The sequence below is a fragment of the Aquirufa nivalisilvae genome (assembly GCF_004307455.1).
GTDB classification, from domain to species: domain Bacteria; phylum Bacteroidota; class Bacteroidia; order Cytophagales; family Spirosomataceae; genus Aquirufa; species Aquirufa nivalisilvae.
In genome coordinates this window covers 451,247-475,164 of record NZ_SEWX01000008.1, presented here as the reverse complement: position 1 = coordinate 475,164, position 23,918 = coordinate 451,247, and the positions used below count along the sequence as shown (strand labels likewise).

General features: G+C 38.0%; 19 protein-coding genes. 7 read left to right on the top strand and 12 right to left on the bottom strand.

Features of this window, described 5'->3' with window-relative positions; all coding sequences use genetic code 11:
* Nucleotide 1: 1 nt before the first annotated feature.
* The 3 genes from EWU22_RS13005 to EWU22_RS12995 all read left to right on the top strand — a co-directional run bounded on the left by EWU22_RS13005 (nucleotide 2) and on the right by EWU22_RS12995 (nucleotide 3,553).
* Entirely contained in the window at nucleotides 2-862 is an 861-nt protein-coding gene (locus EWU22_RS13005) for a dienelactone hydrolase family protein (RefSeq protein ID WP_130925881.1), read from the top strand.
* 335 nt (nucleotides 863-1,197) lie between these two features.
* Nucleotides 1,198-3,159 carry a KUP/HAK/KT family potassium transporter gene (locus EWU22_RS13000; protein WP_231962903.1) on the top strand — a complete coding sequence of 654 codons (1,962 nt, stop codon included), beginning with the start codon at nucleotides 1,198-1,200 and terminating at the stop codon, nucleotides 3,157-3,159.
* Nucleotide 3,160: 1 nt separating this feature from the next.
* A complete protein-coding gene (locus EWU22_RS12995) occupies nucleotides 3,161-3,553 on the top strand; it encodes an HIT family protein (RefSeq protein ID WP_109324100.1) in 393 nt (130 codons plus the stop codon).
* Here the strand turns inward: EWU22_RS12995 and EWU22_RS12990 are convergent, their stop codons facing one another.
* From EWU22_RS12990 to EWU22_RS12975, 4 genes are all read right to left on the bottom strand, one after another.
* The gene (locus EWU22_RS12990) at nucleotides 3,554-4,579 is read right to left on the bottom strand and encodes an NAD(P)H-dependent glycerol-3-phosphate dehydrogenase (RefSeq protein ID WP_109324099.1); all 1,026 of its coding nucleotides are present in this window, start codon (nucleotides 4,577-4,579) and stop codon (nucleotides 3,554-3,556) included.
* Nucleotides 4,580-4,617: 38 nt separating this feature from the next.
* The gene (locus EWU22_RS12985) at nucleotides 4,618-6,228 is read right to left on the bottom strand and encodes a hypothetical protein (protein ID WP_130925879.1); all 1,611 of its coding nucleotides are present in this window, start codon (nucleotides 6,226-6,228) and stop codon (nucleotides 4,618-4,620) included.
* A 78-nt stretch (nucleotides 6,229-6,306) separates the two neighbouring features.
* Complete coding sequence (locus tag EWU22_RS12980) at nucleotides 6,307-9,630, bottom strand: tetratricopeptide repeat protein (RefSeq protein ID WP_130925878.1); 3,324 nt, start codon at nucleotides 9,628-9,630, stop codon at nucleotides 6,307-6,309.
* The gene (locus EWU22_RS12975) at nucleotides 9,630-10,391 is read right to left on the bottom strand and encodes a hypothetical protein (protein WP_130925877.1); all 762 of its coding nucleotides are present in this window, start codon (nucleotides 10,389-10,391) and stop codon (nucleotides 9,630-9,632) included. The genes EWU22_RS12980 and EWU22_RS12975 overlap by 1 nt, the downstream gene beginning before the upstream one ends.
* A gap of 447 nt (nucleotides 10,392-10,838) precedes the next feature.
* Here EWU22_RS12975 and EWU22_RS12970 point away from each other — a divergent pair, with 447 nt between their 5' ends.
* Nucleotides 10,839-11,276: an Lcl domain-containing protein gene (locus EWU22_RS12970; RefSeq protein WP_130925876.1), complete on the top strand. Its 438-nt coding sequence runs from the start codon at nucleotides 10,839-10,841 to the stop codon at nucleotides 11,274-11,276.
* Here the strand turns inward: EWU22_RS12970 and EWU22_RS12965 are convergent, their stop codons facing one another.
* Genes EWU22_RS12965 through ettA form a run of 5 tightly spaced genes read right to left on the bottom strand, consistent with a single transcriptional unit; the run spans nucleotide 11,277 to nucleotide 17,041 of the window.
* Nucleotides 11,277-11,735: a DUF1569 domain-containing protein gene (locus tag EWU22_RS12965; RefSeq protein WP_130925875.1), complete on the bottom strand. Its 459-nt coding sequence runs from the start codon at nucleotides 11,733-11,735 to the stop codon at nucleotides 11,277-11,279.
* Between the two features lie 10 nt (nucleotides 11,736-11,745).
* Nucleotides 11,746-13,956, bottom strand: a complete 2,211-nt coding sequence (locus EWU22_RS12960) for a glycosyl hydrolase family 28 protein (protein ID WP_161566869.1) — start codon at nucleotides 13,954-13,956, stop codon at nucleotides 11,746-11,748.
* A 56-nt stretch (nucleotides 13,957-14,012) separates the two neighbouring features.
* The gene (locus tag EWU22_RS12955) at nucleotides 14,013-14,972 is read right to left on the bottom strand and encodes an AAA family ATPase (RefSeq protein ID WP_109324091.1); all 960 of its coding nucleotides are present in this window, start codon (nucleotides 14,970-14,972) and stop codon (nucleotides 14,013-14,015) included.
* Nucleotides 14,973-15,002: 30 nt separating this feature from the next.
* Entirely contained in the window at nucleotides 15,003-15,374 is a 372-nt protein-coding gene (locus tag EWU22_RS12950; RefSeq protein ID WP_109324088.1) for a DMT family protein, read from the bottom strand.
* Complete coding sequence (gene ettA, locus EWU22_RS12945) at nucleotides 15,374-17,041, bottom strand: energy-dependent translational throttle protein EttA (protein WP_109324084.1); 1,668 nt, start codon at nucleotides 17,039-17,041, stop codon at nucleotides 15,374-15,376. Before ettA ends, EWU22_RS12950 begins: the two co-directional genes overlap by 1 nt.
* Nucleotides 17,042-17,260: 219 nt before the next feature.
* Here ettA and EWU22_RS12940 point away from each other — a divergent pair, with 219 nt between their 5' ends.
* Nucleotides 17,261-18,535 carry a DUF349 domain-containing protein gene (locus tag EWU22_RS12940; protein ID WP_109324083.1) on the top strand — a complete coding sequence of 425 codons (1,275 nt, stop codon included), beginning with the start codon at nucleotides 17,261-17,263 and terminating at the stop codon, nucleotides 18,533-18,535.
* Here the strand turns inward: EWU22_RS12940 and EWU22_RS12935 are convergent.
* On the bottom strand, nucleotides 18,521-19,891 hold the full coding sequence (locus EWU22_RS12935) for a UDP-N-acetylmuramate--L-alanine ligase (protein WP_130925873.1): 1,371 nt from the start codon (nucleotides 19,889-19,891) through the stop codon (nucleotides 18,521-18,523). The two genes, EWU22_RS12940 and EWU22_RS12935, sit on opposite strands and share 15 nt — an antisense overlap.
* A gap of 102 nt (nucleotides 19,892-19,993) precedes the next feature.
* Between EWU22_RS12935 and EWU22_RS12930 the strand changes: the two genes are divergently transcribed.
* Together EWU22_RS12930 and EWU22_RS13570 are read left to right on the top strand one after the other, a co-directional pair.
* Nucleotides 19,994-21,475 (top strand): type III PLP-dependent enzyme domain-containing protein, encoded by a 1,482-nt coding sequence (locus EWU22_RS12930; protein ID WP_109324080.1) that lies wholly within the window; start codon nucleotides 19,994-19,996, stop codon nucleotides 21,473-21,475.
* Between the two features lie 10 nt (nucleotides 21,476-21,485).
* Nucleotides 21,486-21,608: a hypothetical protein gene (locus EWU22_RS13570; protein ID WP_262495125.1), complete on the top strand. Its 123-nt coding sequence runs from the start codon at nucleotides 21,486-21,488 to the stop codon at nucleotides 21,606-21,608.
* On the opposite strand, the gene glpK is transcribed toward EWU22_RS13570, so the two are convergent.
* Nucleotides 21,605-23,095, bottom strand: a complete 1,491-nt coding sequence (gene glpK / locus EWU22_RS12925) for a glycerol kinase GlpK (protein WP_130925872.1) — start codon at nucleotides 23,093-23,095, stop codon at nucleotides 21,605-21,607. The genes EWU22_RS13570 and glpK overlap by 4 nt on opposite strands.
* 9 nt (nucleotides 23,096-23,104) lie before the next feature.
* The gene (locus tag EWU22_RS12920) at nucleotides 23,105-23,806 is read right to left on the bottom strand and encodes an MIP/aquaporin family protein (RefSeq protein WP_130925871.1); all 702 of its coding nucleotides are present in this window, start codon (nucleotides 23,804-23,806) and stop codon (nucleotides 23,105-23,107) included.
* Nucleotides 23,807-23,918 lie beyond the last annotated feature (112 nt).

Here is a 23,918-nt window from a genome sequence, read left to right as displayed (position 1 = left end):
GATGGATCAGAAAATTATTAATCTGTTTGATGAGTACACCCACAAACCATTAAAAAGAGAAGTGTTTTTAGCTAAGTTGAGCAAATTAACTGGAGGGACAGCCGCAGCCTTAGCAATTTTGCCCTTGTTAGAAGGTAATTATGCCATGGCTAATCAAGTATCGGTTCAAGATGCTGATTTATTGATGGAGGATGTTTCTTATCCTTCCAAAAATTGTACCATGAAAGGTTATTTAGTACAGCCTAAATTATCCAAAGGAAAATTGGGTGCTGTATTGGTCATTCATGAAAACAGAGGATTGACTCCACACATCAAGGACGTAACACGTCGAATTGCCAAAGCAGGTTACATTGCTTTAGGAATTGACGCGCTTTCTCCTTTTGGGGGTACGCCTGTCAATGAAGATGAAGGTCGTGCCTTGTTTGCCAAATTGGACGCCGTTCAAAACTTGGAAAACATAAAAAGTGGCTTAGATTATTTACGTGGATTGAAAAACAGTAATAAGAAAACTGGAGTAGTTGGATTCTGTTGGGGTGGAGGCATGGTTAATTCCATGGCAGTGATGGATCCTGAGTTAACTGCTGCTGTGGCTTATTATGGAAGACAAGCGGAAGTAGCTGATGTGCCTAAAATCAAAGCGAAATTGATGCTTCAATATGCTGGTTTAGATGAGCGGATCAATGCCGGGATTCCTGCATTTGAGGAGGCTTTAAAGGCCAATAAGAAGGATTATCAAATTTTCGTATATGAAGGAGCGCAACATGCCTTTAACAATGATTCTTCACCAGCACGCTACAATGCCGAAGTGGCAAAACTGGCTTGGACAAGAACCATGGGATTATTTGACCAGACATTGAAATAGTCATAAATGAGGGAAGCAAAAAGCTTCCCTTTTTTTTCGCGTATATTTCAAATGGTCAAAGAAGTTAATTGGAGCTTTATTTTCTCTTAGGTTTCAATAAGTTAAAATTATTTGTTCTGAAAATGTGGGAATTAGGAGCTGTAAATCAATTTTTTACATCAATTTTAAGAAAATAGAAAATAGCTGTTTTTTATATCAAAATTGAAGGTATATTTGCTGCCGTTTCTTGAAATATTTCAAGAAATTAACCAATAATAGTACAATTTTTTGCAATTTTTGCATTCTTTCGATAAACAGATTCGCTTGGTAATAATTTTACGCTCCCACACATTATAATGGAACACAAACACAAAAACACGGCTACTGCAGCTGGACTGCTCGTTGCCATGGGTATCATCTACGGAGATATTGGGACATCTCCTTTGTATGTTATGCAGGCCATCATTGGAAATGATCCGATTAATGAACTGATGATATTGGGAGGATTGTCTTGTATTTTTTGGACATTAACCCTTCAAACCACCCTCAAATATGTTGTTTTAATACTTCGTGCCGATAATAAAGGTGAAGGGGGGATTTTTGCTCTTTTCGCATTGGTTCGTCGACATGCCAAATGGTTAACCTTACCTGCCATCATTGGTGGGGCAACCTTATTAGCTGATGGTATTATAACACCACCCATTTCTGTTTCTTCTGCCGTAGAAGGATTAAAAATGCTGAAAACGAAAGAAGGTCTACCATATGTTACGGATACTGTCCCTATTGTTTTAGTTATTCTGACTGGACTTTTTATCTTTCAAATATTAGGAACCAAGGTCGTTGGGAAGTTATTTGGTCCTATCATGTTACTTTGGTTTAGTATGTTAGCCATCACGGGTTTGTTATGGATAGAACATGACTGGAGTATATTGAGAGCTGTATCTCCACATTATGCCTGGGCACTATTAACATCCCATCAAGCTGGCACGGCTGGTTTTTGGACTTTGGGTGCTGTATTTTTATGTACCACAGGAGCGGAGGCATTGTATTCCGACTTAGGACATTGCGGTCGAGATAATATACGTATCAGCTGGATTTTTGTTAAAATAGCCTTATTACTTCAATACTTTGGTCAAGGTGCATGGTTATTGCATCATCAAGGGATGTTGCTTGACGGCAGAAAACCTATTTTCGAATTATTACCAAGAGAATTCTTATTTACGGGTATTTGTATTGCAACAGCTGCTGCTGTGATTGCAAGTCAGGCCTTGATTTCAGGATCATTCACTTTAATTTCTGAGGCTATTCGTTTGAACTTTTGGCCAAAGGTGCGTTTGATCTATCCATCTGATCAAAAAGGTCAGTTGTATGTTCCTTCCATCAATATCTTTTTATGGTTAGGTTGTGTGGGTGTTGTGCTTTGGTTCAAAGAATCTTCCAACATGGAAGCAGCCTATGGTTTGGCCATTACGCTGACTATGTTAATGACAACATCATTGATGGCTTATTACTTGCACATTAAGAAGATTGACATGTGGTGGATACTCTTATTTTTAGTCGTATACATTTCCTTAGAAGGGGCGTTTTTAGTGGCTAATTTGCAGAAATTCTCACATGGGGGTTATGTTTCCTTGTTTATTGCAGGCGTCATTTTATTGGTTATGTATGTATGGTTTAGAGCTACACGCATTAAGAAAGACTTGACGGAATACGAAAAACTGGCTGATTATGTGGAGCCTTTAAAAGAGCTTAGTCGTGATGAAACCATCCCTAAGTATGCGACACACTTGGTATTTATGTCGAATGCTGGACGTGTTTCTGATATTGAATCTAAGATTATTTATTCCATCTTCCAACGTAGACCTAAGCGGGCAGATATTTATTGGTTTGTCCATGTAGATACCTTGGATGAGCCCTATACTATGGATTATAAGGTGACCGTGATAGAGCCAGATGATATTATCAAAGTGAATTTTAAATTAGGTTTCCGGGTGGAGCAAAGAATCAACTTGTACTTTAGAAAAGTCGTGGAAGAAATGGTTGCCCGTGGTGAGGTAGATATTACATCTCGGTATAAGTCCTTGAATGAGCAAAATGTAATTGGGGATTTTCGATTTGTTGTCTTAGAGAAATTCTTATCATTTGATAATGAATTACCTCTGATGGATCGACTGGTCATGAAGTTTTATTTCTTCTTAAAACAGTTCATGAATTCAGAAGATAAGTGGTTTGGTTTAGATAGTGATGCGGTAAAATTGGAGAAAGTACCCCTGATTATCAAGCCTATTTCTAGATGTAATTTGAGACGCGTAGATTAATATGAGCACAATATTTAGCAAAATAATTTCAGGTGAAATCCCTTGTCACAAAATTGCTGAGAATGAGCAATTTCTTGCTTTCTTGGATGTGATGCCTTTAGTGGAAGGCCATGTGTTGGTGGTTCCCAAGCAAGAGATAGATTACATATTTGATATAGAGCCTGAAACATTGGGAAACCTGATGAAATTTGCTCAATCTGTTGCGCCAGCTATCAGAAAAGCTATTCCTTGCAAACGTATAGGTGTAGCTGTGATTGGTCTAGAGGTACCTCATGCTCATGTGCATTTAGTGCCTATGAATACCGCCAACGACTTAAATTTTACTCAAGCAAAATTGCAGGTTAGTCAGGAATCATTGGCAAAAACAGCAGAATTGATTCGTTCTTTTTTGTAATTACTTAAGGAAGCCCTTCAGTTTGTTCATTTCCAACTGAGGATTGGCTTTCTCATAAACAATCGCATATACCGCTTCGATAATAGGTAGTTGGATTTTATGTTGTCTAGAAATATGGTAAATACTTCTCACAGCATAATATCCTTCTGCAATCATATTCATCTCAATCTGAGCTGATTTAACGGAGTAACCCCGACCAATCATATTTCCAAAAGTTCTATTTCTTGAAAACTGAGAATAGGCAGTTACCAATAAGTCACCTAAGTACCCTGAGCTATTTAGGTCACGGTTGGTTTCTGGATAAACAGCATCCAAGAAAAGTTTAATTTCTTGCATGGCATTACTTACTAGTACAGCTTGGAAGTTGTCCCCAAAACCTAAGCCACGGGTGATACCACAGGCCATGGCAATGATGTTTTTGATTACGGCGCAATACTCCACCCCATATAAATCTTCAATGGCGTGAGATTGTAAGAAACGACTATTCAAAAGGTTTGAAAAAGACTGTGCCAATGCCAAGTTGGGTGATGCAATGGTTAGGTAAGACTGTTTCTCTAAAGCAACTTCTTCCGCATGACAAGGTCCGGCAATAACACAAGTTTGACCCAGGGGTAGATTGAATTCTCGTTCAATCCAATCGGTAACCAACATGTTTTCATCCGGAATCATGCCTTTGATGGCGGAGACTACTTTTTTGCCTTCAAAATGCTTTTTATTCAGGTCTTTTAAGGTACTAGGAATAAAAGCTGCTGGAACCGCTAAAATGATGTATTCTACCCCATGTAACGCATCTGACATTTTGTGGTATGTCTTTACTTTACGTGGATTAATGGCCACATCGGTTAAATAACTAGGATTATGGTTGTATTTTCTGATAAAGTCAACATCCGATTTTCTTCGAATCCACCACTTGATTTTGACTTGATTTTCAGACAATATTTTGACTAGAGCAGTTGCCCAACTTCCACCTCCCAATACCGTGATGTGGGTAGGGATTTTTTTCTTTAGTTCCTCGATTTGACTCATAGCACAAAATTAATTTAAAAAGCTGGAATGAGTTTAGTTTAGAAAGAATAAGTAAGTACTCCTCCGAAATTATAACCTAGGCTAGGGTAATTCAGGTACCGTTGGAAATTTCTATTTAATAAATTATTCAAATTTACCCCCAAAGCAACTTTTTCATTAAAGTTAAAATTGATATGGCAATTTAAATCAAAAATCTCGTCCATGGCTTTCACCTTTAATTCGGTGGGACTCCAAGCATATAAACCATTGATGTATTCAATGGTAGGAATGACAGAGAGTTTATTGCCCAATAGAATGGTACCGTTCCAATTCACTTTCCAAGCAGGCCTATGGAATGCTTTTTCTAAATCTCCCAAAGATTCATAGCTGTCATAATTAAATCGAACGGCACTTTTAATGGATCTACTGACTTGTAAGTCAAAATTCCCTGAAAATGTAGTTACCTGAACCTTTTTTAATCCCCCTACATAACTTAGGACAAATTGAGTTGGATCAATGGTTGAATTGGTGATTATGGGTAAATCGGTATATTCTGAATAGGCTATTTTTAATTCGAAATCAATGTCGCCAGCTTTATCTTTATCCGTTCGGTTGGTTCCTTTAATTCCAGCATATAGATTCCCAACTTGCGAGGAGTTTTTCAACAAGATGTTAGGTGCAACCCAAGGGTTTTGTTTCACAAAATTCGCATAAGTGTTGAATTGGACATCTCCGCCTAATCCTGCAAAGAAATGAATATAGTCTAGGCTAGAAAAGTCGATCAAAAATTGAGGGAAAAAGCTGGTTTTTGCAGGTTCTGGACCATCACTTGTTTCTTGTAAGAAATGGGCACCTGCCGATACTGTCACAAAATAGTTGGAGAATGTATAAAAGGGCCTAAGTCTAGAAAAGCTCCTAGTCAAGGTCATCGCAGGCGTTTTATATTCTGAAAGGATCATTTCACCACTTAAATTGATGAAAGAGTTAGACTTCAATTTAATCTTGGAATAGAAAGAGCCATTACTTGTTAATTCACTGATGCCACTTAAATTACTGATTCTTGAAACATCAATACTGGCGTTAAAATCAAAAGTTGATCGAGGGATATTGGTACCAAATTTTCCAAAAAAATTGTAAGTGTCATACACTAAACGTTGATCTCGGAAGCTGGGAATTTTTTGTCCTGGTTCAAACCCGTAGTAGTTTGTGCCCAATTGAGAATAAGCTACATGTGTTTCTAATTCTAATTTACTATCGGCTCTGGAGCGGCTCCAAACTTTGATATTATTCAGTTTTTTCTGAGAGAAGATATCTGCTACTGGACCTTCCGCATAAGCATCATGGGATAAATAAAAACCTAAACGTTGATCAGCTTTATTCAAGTTTAAATTTAAGTAAGTATAGCCAAAGCTTCCTGCACCAACTCGAATGATGTTATTGTTCAATGAATCTAGACCAAAAACCTCACCATCTCTTGGATTGATTTTTGACCATTTCAAGGGATGCTCCTCTTGGCTACTCCAATTCAACGGAACTTCAACAGGCTTTTGGTTACTTTTTTTATCTTGAAAAGTGGGTAATTTGATCTTCTCTTGTGAAAGTTTTAATTCGCCTAAATTAACTTCCCGATTAATGCGAATGGTGTCTGCTGTCTGGGGGACAAATGACATAGCCAATTCGGCTTTAAAAATAAAGCCAATGGAAAGAAGAAGATATAGTAAGTATGAATTTCTCATGCAGTGTTCTCTCTATTTTAATCGACTTTTGGCTAAATTTCTCACATCATTCTCTTTGGCCATATTTTGAGCTAAAGCAGTATAATATCCCATGGCTTTATCTTTTTGATCAAGGGCCATTAAATTGTCAGCATACAATAACAATCCTCTGAAATAGGTTTTTTTAGTTCGAATGTTCGTGGGAACAATTTTGCGAATCAAGGTTTTATCTAATAACTCGTCTAATTCGATGTGTTTCTTTTCTTGGAATAAGAGTTGGGCGTATTTTAATTCTGCCTCAGCTCCAATAACAATCTGTTGAACCACTGGACTCAAGTGGTTATTGATGCTGATTTTTTGCAACCATTTTTTTACTAACTCAGTTTGTTGGGCTTCTTCAGAAATCTGGAGATATTTTTGATAGAATTCATTTTTCTCATCCACTTCATATAAATCATCCCAAGTTGAGGTTAAGTTATACAACGAATCCAATTGCTTCGATTGTAGATAGATATTGACTAAATTCTCATTGGCCAACTTTTGATAACGACTGACTTTAGTGTATGATTTGATAAATTGATAGGAGCTGATAGCTACATCCATTTGGTTATTTTCTAGTGCTAATTCCGCCGTTCTTCTGGCTGCACTGATAACTTCGGCAGATTTGAATTTATCTTTTTTGTTAACAATTTGCTGATAAAATTCAATCGCCTTGGGGTAATCATGTAAGCTATCCGAACTTGCCGCTAAATTTTTTAATAGGACATTATTATTGCTTGAATTGGGATAAATTTTCTGGAATTCTAACAAGGTAATACGGGCTACATCCCAACGCTTACTTTGATATAGTTCCATACAATCTTCCCAAAACTTCTCTTCGCTACCATATTCTTGGTAATGTTTTTTCACCCATTCTACCTCTAAATTCAACCTCTTGTATAGGTTTTTAAGTTTATTGACCACACTTACTCGAATCGTATCACCTTGGCTACTACCTAGTTGTTCTTCTTTATCTTGGATGGCTAACCTTCCAAAGGACATTTGATCGTCACCTTGAGAAAGAATGGAAAGTTTCTCATAAGTCTGAGATCTAAAATCCAATGCTCTTTTATAATTAACAGCCGTTTTAGGATTCTTTTTCAAAATATCGGTGAAACCTTGAATGGCTTGAACTAAATTTTCTCGCCCTCCTTTTTGATATAAACTGATCCATTGGTTCAACGTAGCAATTTCTCTGTTCGGAGAATTGGGGAATTCTTTCAAGAATTTTCCATATAAATCGCTGACATCATCATAGCGACGGAGCTTCTCCAGAATCTTAATTTTATCCCACAAATAATTTTCTTTTTCTTGGGCACCACCTTTGTTGTAGGCCGTATCTAATAGACCGATAGTTTGAGCTAGAATGTTGTTTTCTTGGTATTCAGTGGCTTCCTTGGTAGAATTGTATTTCCAAACTTCAATGACCTTTTTGCGTGTTGCCGCATCAGCCAGTGGCGAGTGAAATAAATAGGTGGACAAAGCCAACTGAACAGGTCTCTGTTGGTTTAGGTCAATCAACGTATTCAAAAGGGCTGATTTTATTTGAAATTTTAAAGCCGAACTATCAATTGCTAATTCTCTTCCTGGATTTCTCGGAATGGAGATTTGATGTATCGAAGTATAGATTTGAATGATTTGATTCAAATAATACCGATGAACTTTTTCTTCCTCTTTATTTAAGGCACCTTTTTTCTTTTGTTGGTATGCCTTGGCTAAAAAGCCATAAGTCTCTCCTTGTAACACCTTGGCTAAAAAGACTAATTGGGGATTGATAGGATATGCTTTTATTTCTTCAATTAAACCCAGTATTTGATCTACATGAACCAGATTATCGGGCCGATCAAAAAGTTCTATGGCTAGAGCATAGGCTCTTTCTTGATAGGCTTTTTTGAATTCTTCCGTTGCTAGATAATTGTACGTGAAAAATTCTTTGACTTGGTGAATGCCTGTGGATTGAATGCTACTTTCACTGATGGCGTGAACAATGATGTTGTTCAGTTGAGTAAGGTGTTTACTACGCGGATATTGACGCAAGAAGTCTTTTGTTTTAGACAATAATATATCAAATGAACCTCGGTTTTCTAATGCAACAAGTTGGTTGAAATAGGCATCTTCAGACAAAGATTTATCCCAATTAATTAGGATGGCTTTTTCTAGAGAAGTACCTGCCGCGTCATAATTTTTGAGATGAAATTGAGACATACCAATTTGGTAATGTACTAATTGACTTAATGAATCGCTTAGGGTTTCTTTATTTATTAGTTTACTCAATAAGATTTCACTTTCCTGATATTGTCCAGATTTAAACAAGGAGAATGCTTGTTTAAGCGGAATGCCTTCCGTATCACTTTGGAACACAGCCCTTTTGCTTTCATTGATCAATAAGTATTGGGCATAAATTTCAGCCGATTTGCTGAATTTCCCTTGATTAAAGTAGATATCTCCCAAAAGTCGTGCTATATCAGATTTCTCCACTGCTCGCTTGTCATTCAGGATAATGGGCTCAGCATAGGCAATTAAATCAGCATACTTATCAGGCCCCATTTGGTAATAAGCCTGAGTAATCATGGTGGGTATTTGTCGTTTGATTCTCACCCAGACAGAATCAGAAAGAGGTACTTGGGCTAATTGAAATGGTGCTTCATCTGCTTTTTTTAGATCAAAAATGGCAGCAGAATATTGCTTTAAGTTCAGTTTTAATAGGCCTGAATAGTATGAGGCCGCATAGGCCACCGATTCATTATCGTCGTTGCTTAATAACTCAAACAAGCTAAGAGCTTTGGTATTTAGGCCAACTTGTAAGTAGCAAATGGCTAACTGAAAACGAATTTCTGGATCTAAAATGGAAACTCGCTGTTCGATGTATTGAATAGCATCTTGGTACTCACCCGCTTTATAGAGAAAGCTTCCAATTTCTTTAACAAGGATAGATGTTTTTAAACTAGAGGGATGATTGGCAATGAATCGTTCTACAGCTACTTTGGCTCGAGTAGTATTGATGTAAAAGTCACATAAAACGATAAAAAACTCAGCGTCAACTATTTCATTGGAATTACGATCAAAGTCTTTTGCATTTTTTTCTAAGAATAGGGAAAATTCCATTCTTGCTGCCGCATAGTTGGCTGCGTTGTAATAATCTTTAGCTACTCTAAATTGTTCGGCTGGACTTTTGTTGATGTTGGAGTCTTGTGACATAACTTGATGGGGCATCAAGATTCCCACTCCAATGATGAAGAAAAATAGGTAAATAGGTGTGTAAAAAAAGGCTGTTTTATTTGCCGTCATCATGTCAATTTTCAATTGAGTATTGCGCATTAATTCAAAATGTAATCTTTTTTTGAAGTGACTGCTATTCCAGAACCCACTTTTTTGGTGTTTTGCAGAACAAAACGATGGTTTTTAAAATAATTAGTTAGTATTCCCTCCACATTACTTTCACAATCGCTGTTGGCTTGAATTTCTTTTACTGTTCCATCAGCTTTAATTTTGACTTTAAAGTCAATAGAGCATGCCGTTGAACCACTTGGAATTAGACTTTGAAGGCTTTTGCCACTTGGCCATTCCCATATACCATTGTTTAATGGAAAAGCAATGACGGGTGGCTCAGCTTCTATTTCTGGACCGTCAGCTTGTCCTTCGTTAACATCACCAATGGCATCCACTCTACCGGGATTTCCCTTGATTTTGTCCTGTTCAGGCGGCCTAACTACAGGTTCAGGATCATCATCTGGCCTGATTTCTGGGGGTAAAAACTTGGTTGTGGTAACTTTGGGAATCTCTTTAGGAGGGGGAGGTGCTAATTCATCTCGTTTTTTCACAGGGGGAGGAGGGGCCAAACGCATGACTTCGGCTGTTACTTCTTTACTCGCATCTGTTTTTACGGAACGGGCATCTAACCAAAGGTGCACACAAAACATCAAAACAATAGCGATAGTAAATATAGCTGACCCTTTTAGAGCTGATTTATTTAGTGTAGAAGGATAACTGTTTCTTAATTGAAATGCGCCATATGCTTGATTTCTATGTTGAAATACGATTTCATCTAAAGTAGTAAGTTCTTCTAAATTTGCTGACATAATTAATCTGGCTAACAAATAAATGCTAGGAGCTTGTTATTGCGCTTTATCTAATAAAACGACGGCATCTATCACATATTTTCTTTGAAATTTTCACTTCTATCATATCCTAGCGAAAATTTCAATTTTCTAGGCTTGATGACATGACCATAGATAACAAGGTATTTAGAAAATTCATCTAATTACCATCAATTCCTAACCTAAATTTCAGAGAGTAGGATAAATCTTAGCAATGGTTATTTTGGTTTTTGTTAAGTTCAAAGTAAAATTACTTCAAAATACAGCTTTTTGGCCTTAATTGCAAGATGAATAGACCAATGGGCCTAAATTTAGCATAGTCAAGATTATTTTGTCGGAGAATTATATTCAATAATTACATCCAAATTCGAATACAGATGAAATGATTGTAGGAATTATTTCAGAACTTTGAAATGGAATAATCAATTTATGCTAGTGAAATTTTTTATCATCTTATTGTTCGTTTTTAGTGGAGCCTTTTTTTCTTTGGGTCAAAGGGCTAATGTCAAGGCTCCTCAAGAAAAATTGGGAGGATATGTGATTTTTGAAAAAGATAATCATGGTCTAATTGCAACCACCAAAGATATTGGACAGTTTGACTACCCCAATGCACTGATAGCATGTGAAAATCTTAGTTTAAATGGCTTCGATGATTGGAGATTACCCACGCAAGAGGAGTTTGAATTAATCCATCAAAAGCTTAATCTCAAAAAAATGAAGTCCAATAATGTATTCAAATCAGCCTGGTATTGGACCTCTACAGAAATAGATCAAGAACATGCCGTGACGCATAATCTGAATACAGGTATGCAAACAAACTATTTCAAGCGCCTGAATATGCGCGTGTTAGCAGTTAGGGCCTTTTAATTAAACCCCAAACTGTTTTAAATGGTGATCGAGGTGCTTGTACAACATATTATTCCACTCAGCTTCATTGAGAATCCCTAAACTAAGGGAAGGACGCTGACAAAGATTTTCTGCCCCCATTTTTTCTATATCCTGAATGTAGTTTTTTAAGCGGGTCTTCTCTTTCTCAAAATCATGCGGATTGACTTTGAGAAAAGATGGAGCTGTGGGTAAGTTCTTTTGATACGGAACTTCATTGGTCAAAGACTTCTTAACAAACAATTTCAAAATCAGTTTCAAATGCCAAGGTACTGGTTGCGTATTTTCTCCCTTGATTTGCTCATAAGGAACACAAAGATGTGCAAGCATTTGAGCTACGTTCATTTTTCCCCAAAGGGCAGATGAATCTGGATGCAAGGCGTCGATTCGGGTAAATAATTGGTGACTTGTTTCAGATTCAAAAATGGATGGAAATGGCATAATTAGGGTTTTATAGTCCTAATGTTAGCTCTTTACCCGTAAATTTCCAATGCTTCACATGATAAAGTTCACTTTTTATCTCCTTGGTTTTCGTGAATATAACTTGTTCTAAATCAATGTCCTCCGCTTCGATTGCTCGATAGGCTTGCTCACACTCAATTTGAATATCTTGCAATTTGATTTGCTTAATGGGCATTTCAGGTAAACCCCGAATGAGTAAACCTGTAGCTGCACCTTTGACTCTTACCTTCTCCACCCAAATAGATCTAAATTGAGGTGTCCCCTCATTGACTGGCATGGTTGCGATTACGGGTTTTTCTTCTCCGTTACCAAAGGTGCTCAATGGATCTTTACCTTGGTAATACATGTCAAAAAGAATAGCTTCTCCGGCTATATTTTTCATGAGAATATCGCTAATGAATACATTTTCTACGATACCACCACGGCCTCTAGCTGTTTTAAAGCGAAGGCCTACATCTGTACCTAAAAACTGGCAATTGGAAACAAATAAATCATGTACTCCCCCCGACATTTCGCTTCCAACTACTACACCGCCATGTCCATGAAAGACTTGGCACTGATCAATCCAGATATGAGCACTTGGTCTAGCTCTTTTTCGACCTTCCTCATCTTTTCCGGATTTGAGACAAATCCCATCATCTCCTACATCAAAACTGCTATTTTTAACCAAGACATATTCGCAAGATTCAATGTCTATGCCATCGCCATTTTGTGCAAACCATGGGTTTTTTACTTTTATTTGGTTCACTGTCAGGTGTTTGCATAGTAATGGGTGAATGTTCCATGCGGGTGAATTTTGGAAAGTTACACCCTCCAATAAAATCTGCTCGCATTCAATCAAGCTAATCATATTAGGCCTTAAAAACTCCTTGATTTCTTGGGCATTATTAATATTCCAACCAGCGGCAACTACTCCTGGGCGGTCTAAATTGGCAGCTTTTAATGCACCAGCCGTTGGGTACCAAGTATCCTTTGATTCATTTAATATGCCACCAGATTTCACTAAAGTGGACCATTCCCCAGATGTTAATTTACCTTTTTTGACTGGTCGCCAGGCTTCACCAGCTCCATCAATGATACCTGTTCCACTGATGGCTATATTAATGGCCTTATAGGCCGAAATGGGGGATTGCGCTCGGATGGCTTCTACACCCTCCCAAAATGTGCTAACTAATGGATAGTCTTTACTGTGATGACTAAATTGCAATAATGCCCCTGCTTCAAGTTGTAAATTGACATTCGATTTTAAACTTATTGGTCCACTTAGCCAAAATCCAGCAGGAATGCTGACCACACCTCCTCCTTGGGCAGAACAGAGATCAATGGCCTGTTGGATTGCACTAGTATTTAAGAAGGTGGGGGAAGATGTGGCCCCATAGGAAACGATCGAAAAGGTGTCTTTTTTAAATGCAGTTCCTGCTACCAGAGGTAATTCATATTGGTACTTTTGACTGAAAGTAGATTTTTTAAGGAAGCTTCTCAGTGCTTCGTTGGAGTCGAAAATGGCAGAGGCTACAGCCTGCGCCATCCAAGATGCGCCGTAAACAGAAAAGTGAGTGTCATCTGTAACTCCTTTCATGAACTTTTTGAAGATTCCTGCGGGGTAGTGTAAGTATATTTTTTTGGAGAGCTCAGGACCCAGTTTTTCAATCTGTGCCCGACTGATTTTTTCTAAGTCGATCAATAGCACTTTTTCCTGCTTAGCTACTTCCCTAACTACTTGCGGATATTCGCCATGTTGGTCCACAAATATACCTGTTGAGTCAAATTTCCTTCTTTGTATTGAGGTTAATAATACGGGAATCCCGCCTTTGGAACGGGTTTCTTTTATGTAGCGATTTAGGTTTTCACGGTAATCGGTTTGTGCTGGAGCGTATCGACTAGTATCTGAAATTTTGGCGTCATTATGGCCAAATTGGATGAATACATAATCTCCTTTTTTGATTTGTTGAAATACTTTAGCCCATCTTCCTTCACGACGGAAGCTTTTGGTGCTTCGACCATTGTAAGCATGATTTTGAACCTCAACGGCCTCATTGAATAAATGTGCAAACGGCATTCCCCAGCCCGTTTCGGGATAGTCGGCAGAGACTTTGTCGGCCATCGTGGAATCCCCAATGAGAAAAACCCGCAAAGGTTCTGAGGCTTGGAAACTAAAAAGTGCAAGACTTAAAAAAAGGAATAGTATGCGAGATTTCATAAACAGGGGTTTCATTGTCTTTAAAAGAATACCGACAAAGAAATTTACCCGTTTACTTAGCGATTAATCGCAACACTACTTAAAATAGATTGGATGATCTGAAGGGTACTAATACCATCTGCTTCTGCCACATAATTTAGGATGATGCGGTGATTTAAGACGTCTGGAGCCATTTCTTTTATGTCTTCTGGCAAAACGTAATCACGGCCTTCTAAGTAGGCCATAACTTTAGCAGCTAAATTGAGGTGTATACTGGCACGTGGAGAAGCGCCAAATTGAATGTAATTGGCTTCTTGAACTAACCCGTACTCGGCTGGATTTCGAGTAGCAAAAATGAGTTCAATAATGTATTTTTCTAAGGTTTCACTGATGGTAATTTGGTTGATTTCCTTTCTGATTTTCTGAATATCTTCCAAATTCATAATGGTCTTTACCTCATATTGGAAATCCATATTCGACATTTTTCTCATCACCTCCAATTCCTGTTCTTTATCAAGATAATTCAGGAATACTTTTAGCATAAAGCGATCTACTTGCGCTTCTGGTAGAGGGAATGTACCTTCTTGTTCCACAGGGTTTTGAGTAGCCAGTACCAAAAAGGGCTTGTCTAATGGATAGGTTGTATCACCAATGGTTACTTGCTTTTCTGCCATGGCCTCCAATAAAGCAGATTGTACTTTAGCAGGGGCACGGTTTATCTCATCAGCTAAGATGATTTGAGCAAAAATGGGTCCCTTTTTTACTTCAAACTCATTTTTTAAGGGATTGTAAATCATGGTTCCTACCAAGTCGGCAGGTAATAAATCCGGAGTAAACTGTATACGGTGAAAATTGAGATCAAGTATTTTAGCTAATGTATTGATTGTCAATGTTTTTGCTAGTCCAGGTACGCCTTCTAATAGCACGTGTCCGCCAGTAAATAAGCCTACTAAAAGTCGATTAATCAACCTTTCTTGGCCCACCACTACCTGACTCATTTCATTTAAAAGGGCATTTATTTTTTCTCTAGAATCCATCGTATCAATATTTTATTATCCCTTCGGAGCTTACCATTTTTTAAAAATAACATAAACTGCCAGAAGTATTAGGCCAAATCCTAAGAAATGATTCCAAGCTAGTTTTTCAGACTTCACCACGAAAATAAGAAAAAGGGTGAAGACTATTAGGGAAATGGCTTCTTGAATGGTTTTTAATTCAAAAAAGGAGAATGGCCCTCCATTTTCTTTAAATCCGAGCCGGTTGGCGGGCACTTGCATGACATATTCAAAAAAAGCGAGCCCCCAGCTGAAAAGTATGATGGTCCAAATGCCAGCATGCTTCAGCCAGGAACTTTCTTTCCATTGTAAATGCCCATACCAAGCCAAGGTCATAAAGACATTGGATAATACAAGCAAAGCAATGGTGATAATGCTTTTCATTAGCTTAATTTCTTGTAACGGATACGTTTAGGAATGATGTCATTACCCAAGCGTTTTTTTCTAGCTTCTTCATATTCTGAATAATTGCCTTCAAACCAAGTTACCTGCGAGTCACCTTCAAAAGCTAAAATATGCGTTGCAATACGATCAAGGAACCATCTATCGTGGGAAATAACGACAGCACATCCTGCGAAATTCTCTAAACCTTCTTCTAGAGCACGAAGTGTATTCACATCCAAATCGTTGGTAGGCTCATCCAGAAGTAATACGTTAGCACCTTCTTTTAACATCATGGATAGATGGACACGGTTACGTTCTCCTCCAGATAGGTTCCCAATTTTTTTCTCCTGATCAGCTCCGTTGAAATTAAATTTGCTCACATAGGCACGGGCATTACTTTGTTTACCGCCTAACATGACCCAATCATTTCCATCAGAAATGGTCTCAAATACGGATTTTTCAGCTTTTAATTGATGATGTTCCTGATCTACATAAGCTAATTGCACGGTTTCACCCACTTCAAAGCTTCCAGAATCGGGTTGAACTTGTCCCGTTATTAATTTAAATAAAGTGGTTTTACCAGCACCATTGGGCCCAATAATACCCACGATTCCTGCTGGTGGCAAAGAAAAGCTTAAGTTTTCAAATAAGAGTTTGTCGCCATATGTTTTGGAAACACCTTGTACTTCAATGACCTTATTTCCTAAGCGTGGACCTGCTGGGATATAGATTTCTAATTTATCTTCTTTCTGTTTGTTTTCTTCGGAAAGGAGCTTTTCATAAGCGCCGATACGTGCTTTCGATTTAGCTTGACGCGCCTTAGGAGCCATTCTCACCCATTCCAATTCACGTTGTAAAGTCTTCTGACGACGAGACTCTGTTTTTTCCTCTTGCGCCAAACGGTTTTGTTTTTGTTCTAACCAAGATGAGTAATTACCTTTCCAAGGGATACCTTCACCACGGTCAAGTTCCAAAATCCAACCAGCCACATTATCCAAGAAATAACGATCGTGGGTTACGGCAATGACCGTTCCTTTGTATTGACGTAAATGCTCTTCTAACCACCAAACAGATTCAGCATCCAAGTGGTTGGTTGGCTCATCTAGTAATAATACATCCGGTTCTTGTAGTAACAGTCGGCATAAGGCCACACGTCTTTTTTCTCCTCCAGATAACGTACTAATTAGGGCATCCGATGGAGGACAACGCAAGGCATCCATAGCTTTTTCCAAGCGGTTATCTAGCTCCCAAGCATTGAAATGATCTAATTTTTCTTGCACTTCGCCTTGGCGAGAAAGCAATTTGTCAAAGTCAGCATCTGGTTCACCAAAGGCTTCATTGATTTCATCAAACTCTTTTAGTAGGTTTTTGATTTCGATCACCCCTTCTTCTACTACATCTAATACCGTTTTATTGGGGTCTAATTGGGGTTCTTGTTCTAATAAACCAACGGAATAGCCTGGTGAAAAAACGACTTCACCGGTATAGGATTTGTCGATACCAGCGATAATGCGAAGCAAGGTAGACTTACCTGAACCATTGAGACCTAGGACTCCAATTTTGGCTCCGTAAAAGAAAGACAGGTAAATATTTTTTAAAATGGTTTTCTGAGGAGGGATGGTCTTGGAGACCCTTTCCATCGAAAATATGATAGTTTCGTTGCTCATGCGGGGTTTGGAATTTTAATAAGCTACAAATATCGGAAAAAGCTGGAAACAGTTTCTTGATTATTTTTGGTTTACCTATATTTTTAAAAAGATTATTAATTCAAAATGTTTAGAGATTTATTAAAATTTAAATAATTTAGGGCTTTGTAATTAAGATTATTTAAACCACACCTAATTTTTGAGCCAGGGCATTTGCCTGAAGCTCTCTCAGATCAAAAGATGGAAGCAACCACCTCCAATGAATACGGATTTTGTCGTGACGGCAAAGTTTATATCAAAGCATTTCTCAATTTTCCCGAGCGTGAAATAGGGTTTGTTCGTAATACCGAACAAGAAGCACTGCAGTATTTTGTCAACCGATTTGAATTAGCCAAGAAAAAAGTGGCTGACCTTTCTCATGAAGTAAAGGAAGTTCAAAATAAAGGTTCATTTTTGACCAAAGTTGTTCAAATGAAAGCCTATTTGGCGGAGTTTGATGGACTGGGGGATTTTAAGCCTTTGTTTGATGAATTGGAAAAAATTGAAGAGTATTTGCGCTCTTTGATTCAACAAAATCAGGTTAAGAATTTAGAAATTAAGCGCGCCTTAATTGAAGATGCTAAAAATGCTGCTCATGGAGATGATGTATTATTAGCTACAGAGCAATTGGTCGAAATTAAATCCAAATGGGTTAAAACGGGTCCCGTAGATCGACAATTTCAAGATGAATTAACAGATACTTTTCAAGCTATTCTAGAGGCATTTTTCTTACGTAGAAGGGTGTATTTTGAAGAAAAGAATCGAATTATAGATGAGAAAATAGCCAAACTTCAAGGATTTATTGATGGAGTGCATCAATTGAGAAAAGCACCCGATATTGATGATTCGGTAGGTAAGGTTAAAGAATTACAAAAGGAGTGGAAAACGGTATTAGGTTTACCTCCTAAAAAACAATCGATGCTTTGGAAGAATTTCAAAAAGGCAAACGATATGTTTTTTGAAAAATACAACCGAATTAAAGGTATTGAAGTTAAACCGCGCATTGACCCTCGCATGCAGGAGTTAGTGGCGATGACCCAAGAATTAGAGTCTAAGTTGACCGACCAGATTAACATGCCAGCAATTGCGGATAAAGCGAAGGCCTATTTAGTTAAATGGAAAGAAATTACTGCTCAAATGAAATCTTTGGATCGTAGTTTGGCGGAACGTTTCAGAACCATTTGCGATAAGATTTTTGAAATGAATTACTTGTTACGAGTTATTTCATATCGTCACCCAGCCTTAAATGATAAGCCAAGAATTGAGCAATTGAAAATCATGATTAATCAAATGGATTACATGACTAAAAAAGAGCGCAGTGAATTGGAAAGCTTTATAGCGCAGGCTGAACAGGATCGTCAAATGGAAGAAAAACCCATACAGAGTAAGATCAATACGCAAAAGCGTAAAATCAGTATGAAGGAAATTCTATTGACAGGTTTTAAAGCAGAGTTAGATCAATTACTCAACGCTTAATCCCATTTGATGGGCTATATCTATAAAATCTAGCCCATCAAATGTACCTGAAGACATCATCAACAGGTTACTATTGGACCACGATTTTTGCAGTAGATAAGCCGACAAATCAGCTGGATTTCTCAGAATGATTAAGTTCGGATGCTCAAAATATTGCTGCACCTGATTATCTTCTATACGGTCCATTCGTTTAATTTCACGCGCATGCTCACTTAAATAAATGACAGCAAAATCGGCTGCATCCAACGTTTTGGCATAATGCGGTAAAAAAGCAGGATTTAGACTACTAAAGGTGTGTAATTCAAGGCAAGCAACGAGAGTTCTTTGTGGATATTGACTCTTAACAGCTAAGGTTGTTGCTTTAACTTTCGAAGGAGCATGGGCAAAATCTTTGTAGAATAGACATGAGTCAGACTTTCCTACTAATTCTAATCGTTTGGCAGCTCCTTTGAATGATTGAATGGCTTGATAAAAATCGCTGGAAGAAACTCCTACTTGTTCGCATAGCAAACGCGCCCCGTTTAGGTTTTTCAAACTATGTTCACCAAAAATCTGGATCTCATATTCTTTGCCATCTAATCCCTTTAAAATGGTTTGTCCATTTTTAATGAAAGAGGGATGCGCTTCATAACCCGTTTTTTCTGTATGATCCGGGCAAGAGTCTGTTAATTGATTCAGAATTTTATCCGTTTGGTCGTAAAATAAACTACCCGCTTTTGGCATGGACTTAATCAATTCTTCAAATGAAGCCGTGTATGATTCAAAAGTTGGATATACATTAATGTGGTCCCATGCAATTCCTGAAATCAAGGCGATATGTGCTTGGTACAATAAAAATTTGGCTCTTTTGTCAATAGGCGAAGCCAAATATTCATCCCCTTCAATAACAATGATAGGTGCATCGGATAAAGATGCCATTAAGTCGAAACCTTCAATTTTAGCGCCAACCAAGTAATCAAATTTTTTGTTGAGAGTCTTCAGCACATGAAGCACCATGGAAGTGATACTGGTTTTACCATGACTACCAGCAATGACAATACGCTGTTTATTTTTACTATGTTCGTATAAGAAAGAAGGATAAGATTCTATACGAATGCCCAATTCTTGTGCCTTTATTAATTCAGGGTTATCGGCACGCGCATGCATACCTACAATGACACAATCTAAATCGCTCGTGATTTTTTCTGGAAACCATCCAAAACTATCGGGTAAAATACCGTGTTTAGCTAGTAAGCTTTTTGAAGGTTCATAGATTTCATCATCAGAACCTGAAATATGATATCCTTGAAGCTGAAGAGCTAAGGCTAAATTATGCATCGCCGCACCACCTATAGCGATAAAATGAATTTTTGGCATGTAACATTGTATAGAATAGTTTGCAAAGTACATACTTTTATTGCAGTTTTGCACGTTTTTCCACAATTCGAGAGTACTCGTTTTTTAATTTGGTAAGTATCCATGAAAAATTACATCGATCTAATTGATCAAACCATTGAATTTCCTACCCGGGAATTTAATATCAATGAGAACAATGAGTTATTGTTTAATAATGTGCCTTTGATGGAGATTATTAAACAGTATGGTACACCATTAAAATTATCCTATTTACCCAAGATTGGGGAGCATATCGATAATGCCAAATTATTGTTTAGAAATGCCATTAAGAAATACAATTACAAGGGGAATTACACCTATTGTTATTGTACTAAATCCTCCCATTTTTCTTTTGTGTTGGATGAAGTAATTAAGCAGCATGTGCATTTAGAAACTAGTAGTGCTTTTGATATACCGATCATTCGGGATATGTATGAACGTGGGAAAATTTCTAAGTCGACCTATATTTTGTGCAATGGTTATAAGCAGCCATTGTATACACAATATATATCTGAGTTTATCAATGAAGGCTTCAATTGTATTCCTATTTTGGATAATTTGAAGGAAATTGATTTTTATGAAAAGTCAGTAACTGCCGATAAAGTGAACTTAGCCATTCGTATTGCTACGGATGAGGAACCAGATTTTGCTTTTTATACCTCTCGTTTAGGTGTTCGATATTCTGATGTAAATTCCTTGTATTTGGAGAAAATCAAGCCTAATCCTCGTTTTAATTTGAAGATGTTGCATTTCTTCATCAATACAGGAATTAAGGATAGTGCTTATTATTGGTCGGAATTAAGTCGATTTATTTACAAATATTGTGAGATCAAAAAAATCTGTCCGGAATTGGATTCGATTGATTTGGGAGGAGGCTTGCCTATTCAGACTTCGTTGCAATTTAATTATGATTATCAAGCCATGGTGGATGAGATTGTAGAATCTATCTCTTGGATTTGTAATAAAAATAACGTTCCTGTTCCTAATATTTTTACTGAATTTGGTTCTTATTCAGTAGGTGAGAGTGGAGCTGTTTTGTATGAGATTATTGATCAAAAATTACAAAACGATAAGGAGCTTTGGTATATGATTGATGGGTCATTCATCACTCAATTACCGGATTCATGGGGAATGAACCAAAAGTACATCATGTTACCTGTGAATAATTGGGGCTCGCCCTATCAAAAGGTGAATTTGGGAGGACTAACTTGCGATTCCATGGATTTTTATAATACGGAAGCGCATAGTTCTGACTTATATTTGCCTATTTTTGAGGAAGCAACTGAAAGACAGTACGTTGGATTCTTTCATACGGGAGCCTATCAGGAGTCATTAGGTGGTTATGGAGGTATTCAACATTGTTTGATTCCTGCCCCTAAACACGTGATCATTGATCGTTTAGAGGATGGAACCGTGACAACTCGCTTGTTTTCTGAGGAGCAAAATAGTAGTTCGATGTTGAATATTTTAGGGTATAATCAACCCGTATCCATTCAACAGGAGGAGGATTTGAAAGCGAAAATTGAGCTTGAAATTAAATCAAAAACTAAATTAGCATCTGTTTAAAACTAATTATATGAAAAAAGTATTGGCCATCGTGTTGCTTGCCACTTTTGTTTGTGCTGCATGTTCACAAAATACCAATTGTCCAGCTTACGGTACTACCCGTGCTGATGCCCCTAAAGTAAAGCGAGGTTAATCCTCCCAGTTAAAGCTTTTCGAGACAGCTTTCTTCCATTGTTTTTTCATATGGGAACGTTTGCTGTCATCCATTTGGGAATTCCAACGGTGTTGGATAGCCCAATTTTTCTTCAGATCTTCTAAGTTTTCCCAATATCCTACTGCCAAACCTGCGGCATAGGCAGCGCCTAGCGCAGTTGTTTCGATGATTTTTGGACAAATGACCTCTTGTCCCAATATATCTGACTGAAATTGCATCAATAATTCATTGACTACCATACCCCCATCTACTCGTAAAGATGAAATGGAGATACCGGCGTCTTTTTCCATAGCTTCTAAAACTTCCCAAGTTTGAAATGCGGTGGCTTCCAAAGCTGCACGGGCAATGTGGCTTTTATTGACATAGCTGGTTAGACCGACTAATACTCCACGAGCATCCTGTTTCCAATATGGGGCGTATAATCCAGAGAAAGCAGGCACGAAATAACAGCCTCCATTATCTTCTACTTCTTTAGCTAAATTTTCTATGTCAGGGCTGTTTTGAATGAGGCCTAAATTATCACGTAACCATTGTACGAGAGAGCCAGCAATTGCCACGGAACCCTCCAGGGCATAATGTACAGGTTCATTTCCCAATTGATAGGCTACAGTAGTTAATAAACCAAATTGGGAAGGAATGGCTTGTTTCCCTGTATTCATTAGCAGAAAACATCCTGTTCCATAGGTATTTTTTCCTTGACCTGGGTCAAAACAGGTTTGACCAACTAGAGCGGCTTGTTGATCGCCTAAGATTCCTGCCAAAGGAACACCTTCTAAGACACCTTTTGAGTTTCCATAGACTTGTGAGCTAGCTTTAATCTCAGGAAGCATGGCTTTTGGGATACTTAAAACTTGTAATATTTCATCATCCCAAGCGCAAGTGGCTAAGTCCATTAATTGTGTTCTACTGGCATTGGTGACATCAGTGATGTGGATTCCTCCTTCGGTTCCCCCAGTTAATTGCCAAGAAATATAGGTATCCATTGTGCCAAATAGCGCTTCGCCATTCAGGGCATCCTCCCTTAAACCAGGAACATGATTGAGTAACCAGCGTAGTTTTAATCCGCTGAAATAGGTAGCTAATGGTAATCCTGTTTTAGCTCTGAAACGGTCCATACCTCCATCTTGGGCTAGTTCAGCTAATTCTGAGCCAACGCGGGTGTCTTGCCAAACGAGGGCATTGTGATATGGTTTCCCAGTTTTTTTATTCCAAACAACGGTAGTTTCTCGTTGATTTGTAATTCCAACCGCTGCAATATCTCGGGCAGATAAACCCGCTTTTCCAAGAGCTAGACCAATTACCTCTTGGACATTTTGCCAGATTTCTTCCGCATTGTGTTCTACCCAACCTGCTTGTGGATAGATCTGCTCGTGTTCTTTCTGGCCCATGGAGATGATTTCACCTCCTTTGTTAAAGATGATAAATCTAGAACTTGTTGTTCCTTGGTCAATGGATCCGATATACATGATGAATCTTTAGTTTAATGTCAATAAATAGGCACCAATTAAAGCACCAGCCGAAGGGCCTAAAACGGGAATCCAAGCATATTCCCAGTCGCTTTTGCCTTTGTTGGGGATAGGTAGAATGAAATGCATGATGCGAGGACCTAAATCTCTAGCAGGATTAACAGCATATCCTGTAGTTCCTCCTAAGGCTAAACCAACTGCCCATACAAGAATACCTACTAAGAAGGGGCCTAGGCCATGTTCGATGGTAGAAAATGTGCCTAAAGCTACGATGATTAAGGCGGAGGCAAATGCTTCAGAGATGAAATTATATGGCCATGATTTGATAGCTGGATCCGTACAAAAAGTAGCCTTAATGGCACCGGGATCCTCAGTTACTTGATAATGAGGTTGATAATGTATCCAAACCAATAATTGTCCCAACATAGCACCAAGTAATTGACCGCCTACGTAGGTAGTAAAAAGTGACCAATCACCCGTTTTGGTACATCCTGCAATAGTAACGATGGGATTTAAATGGGCTCCAGGACTACCAAAATAGGTAGAAACAAATATCCCGATGGTAACAGCAAATGCCCAAGCAGCCGCAATGGCAAGTAATCCTGTTTGATGGCCTTTCGTGCCTTTTAATAAAACATTGGCAACTACACCATTACCTAAATAAAGTAAAGTGGCTGTTCCCGCTAATTCTCCAATAAAAATAGAACTCATTGTATAAGGTTTAAATACCTTCAAAAATATGAAATTTATCTATAATAAATAGGCTTTTTTTTAGAGTCTAAGAGATATTTTACGAATTTAATTTTGCTTGTGATGGCCATTT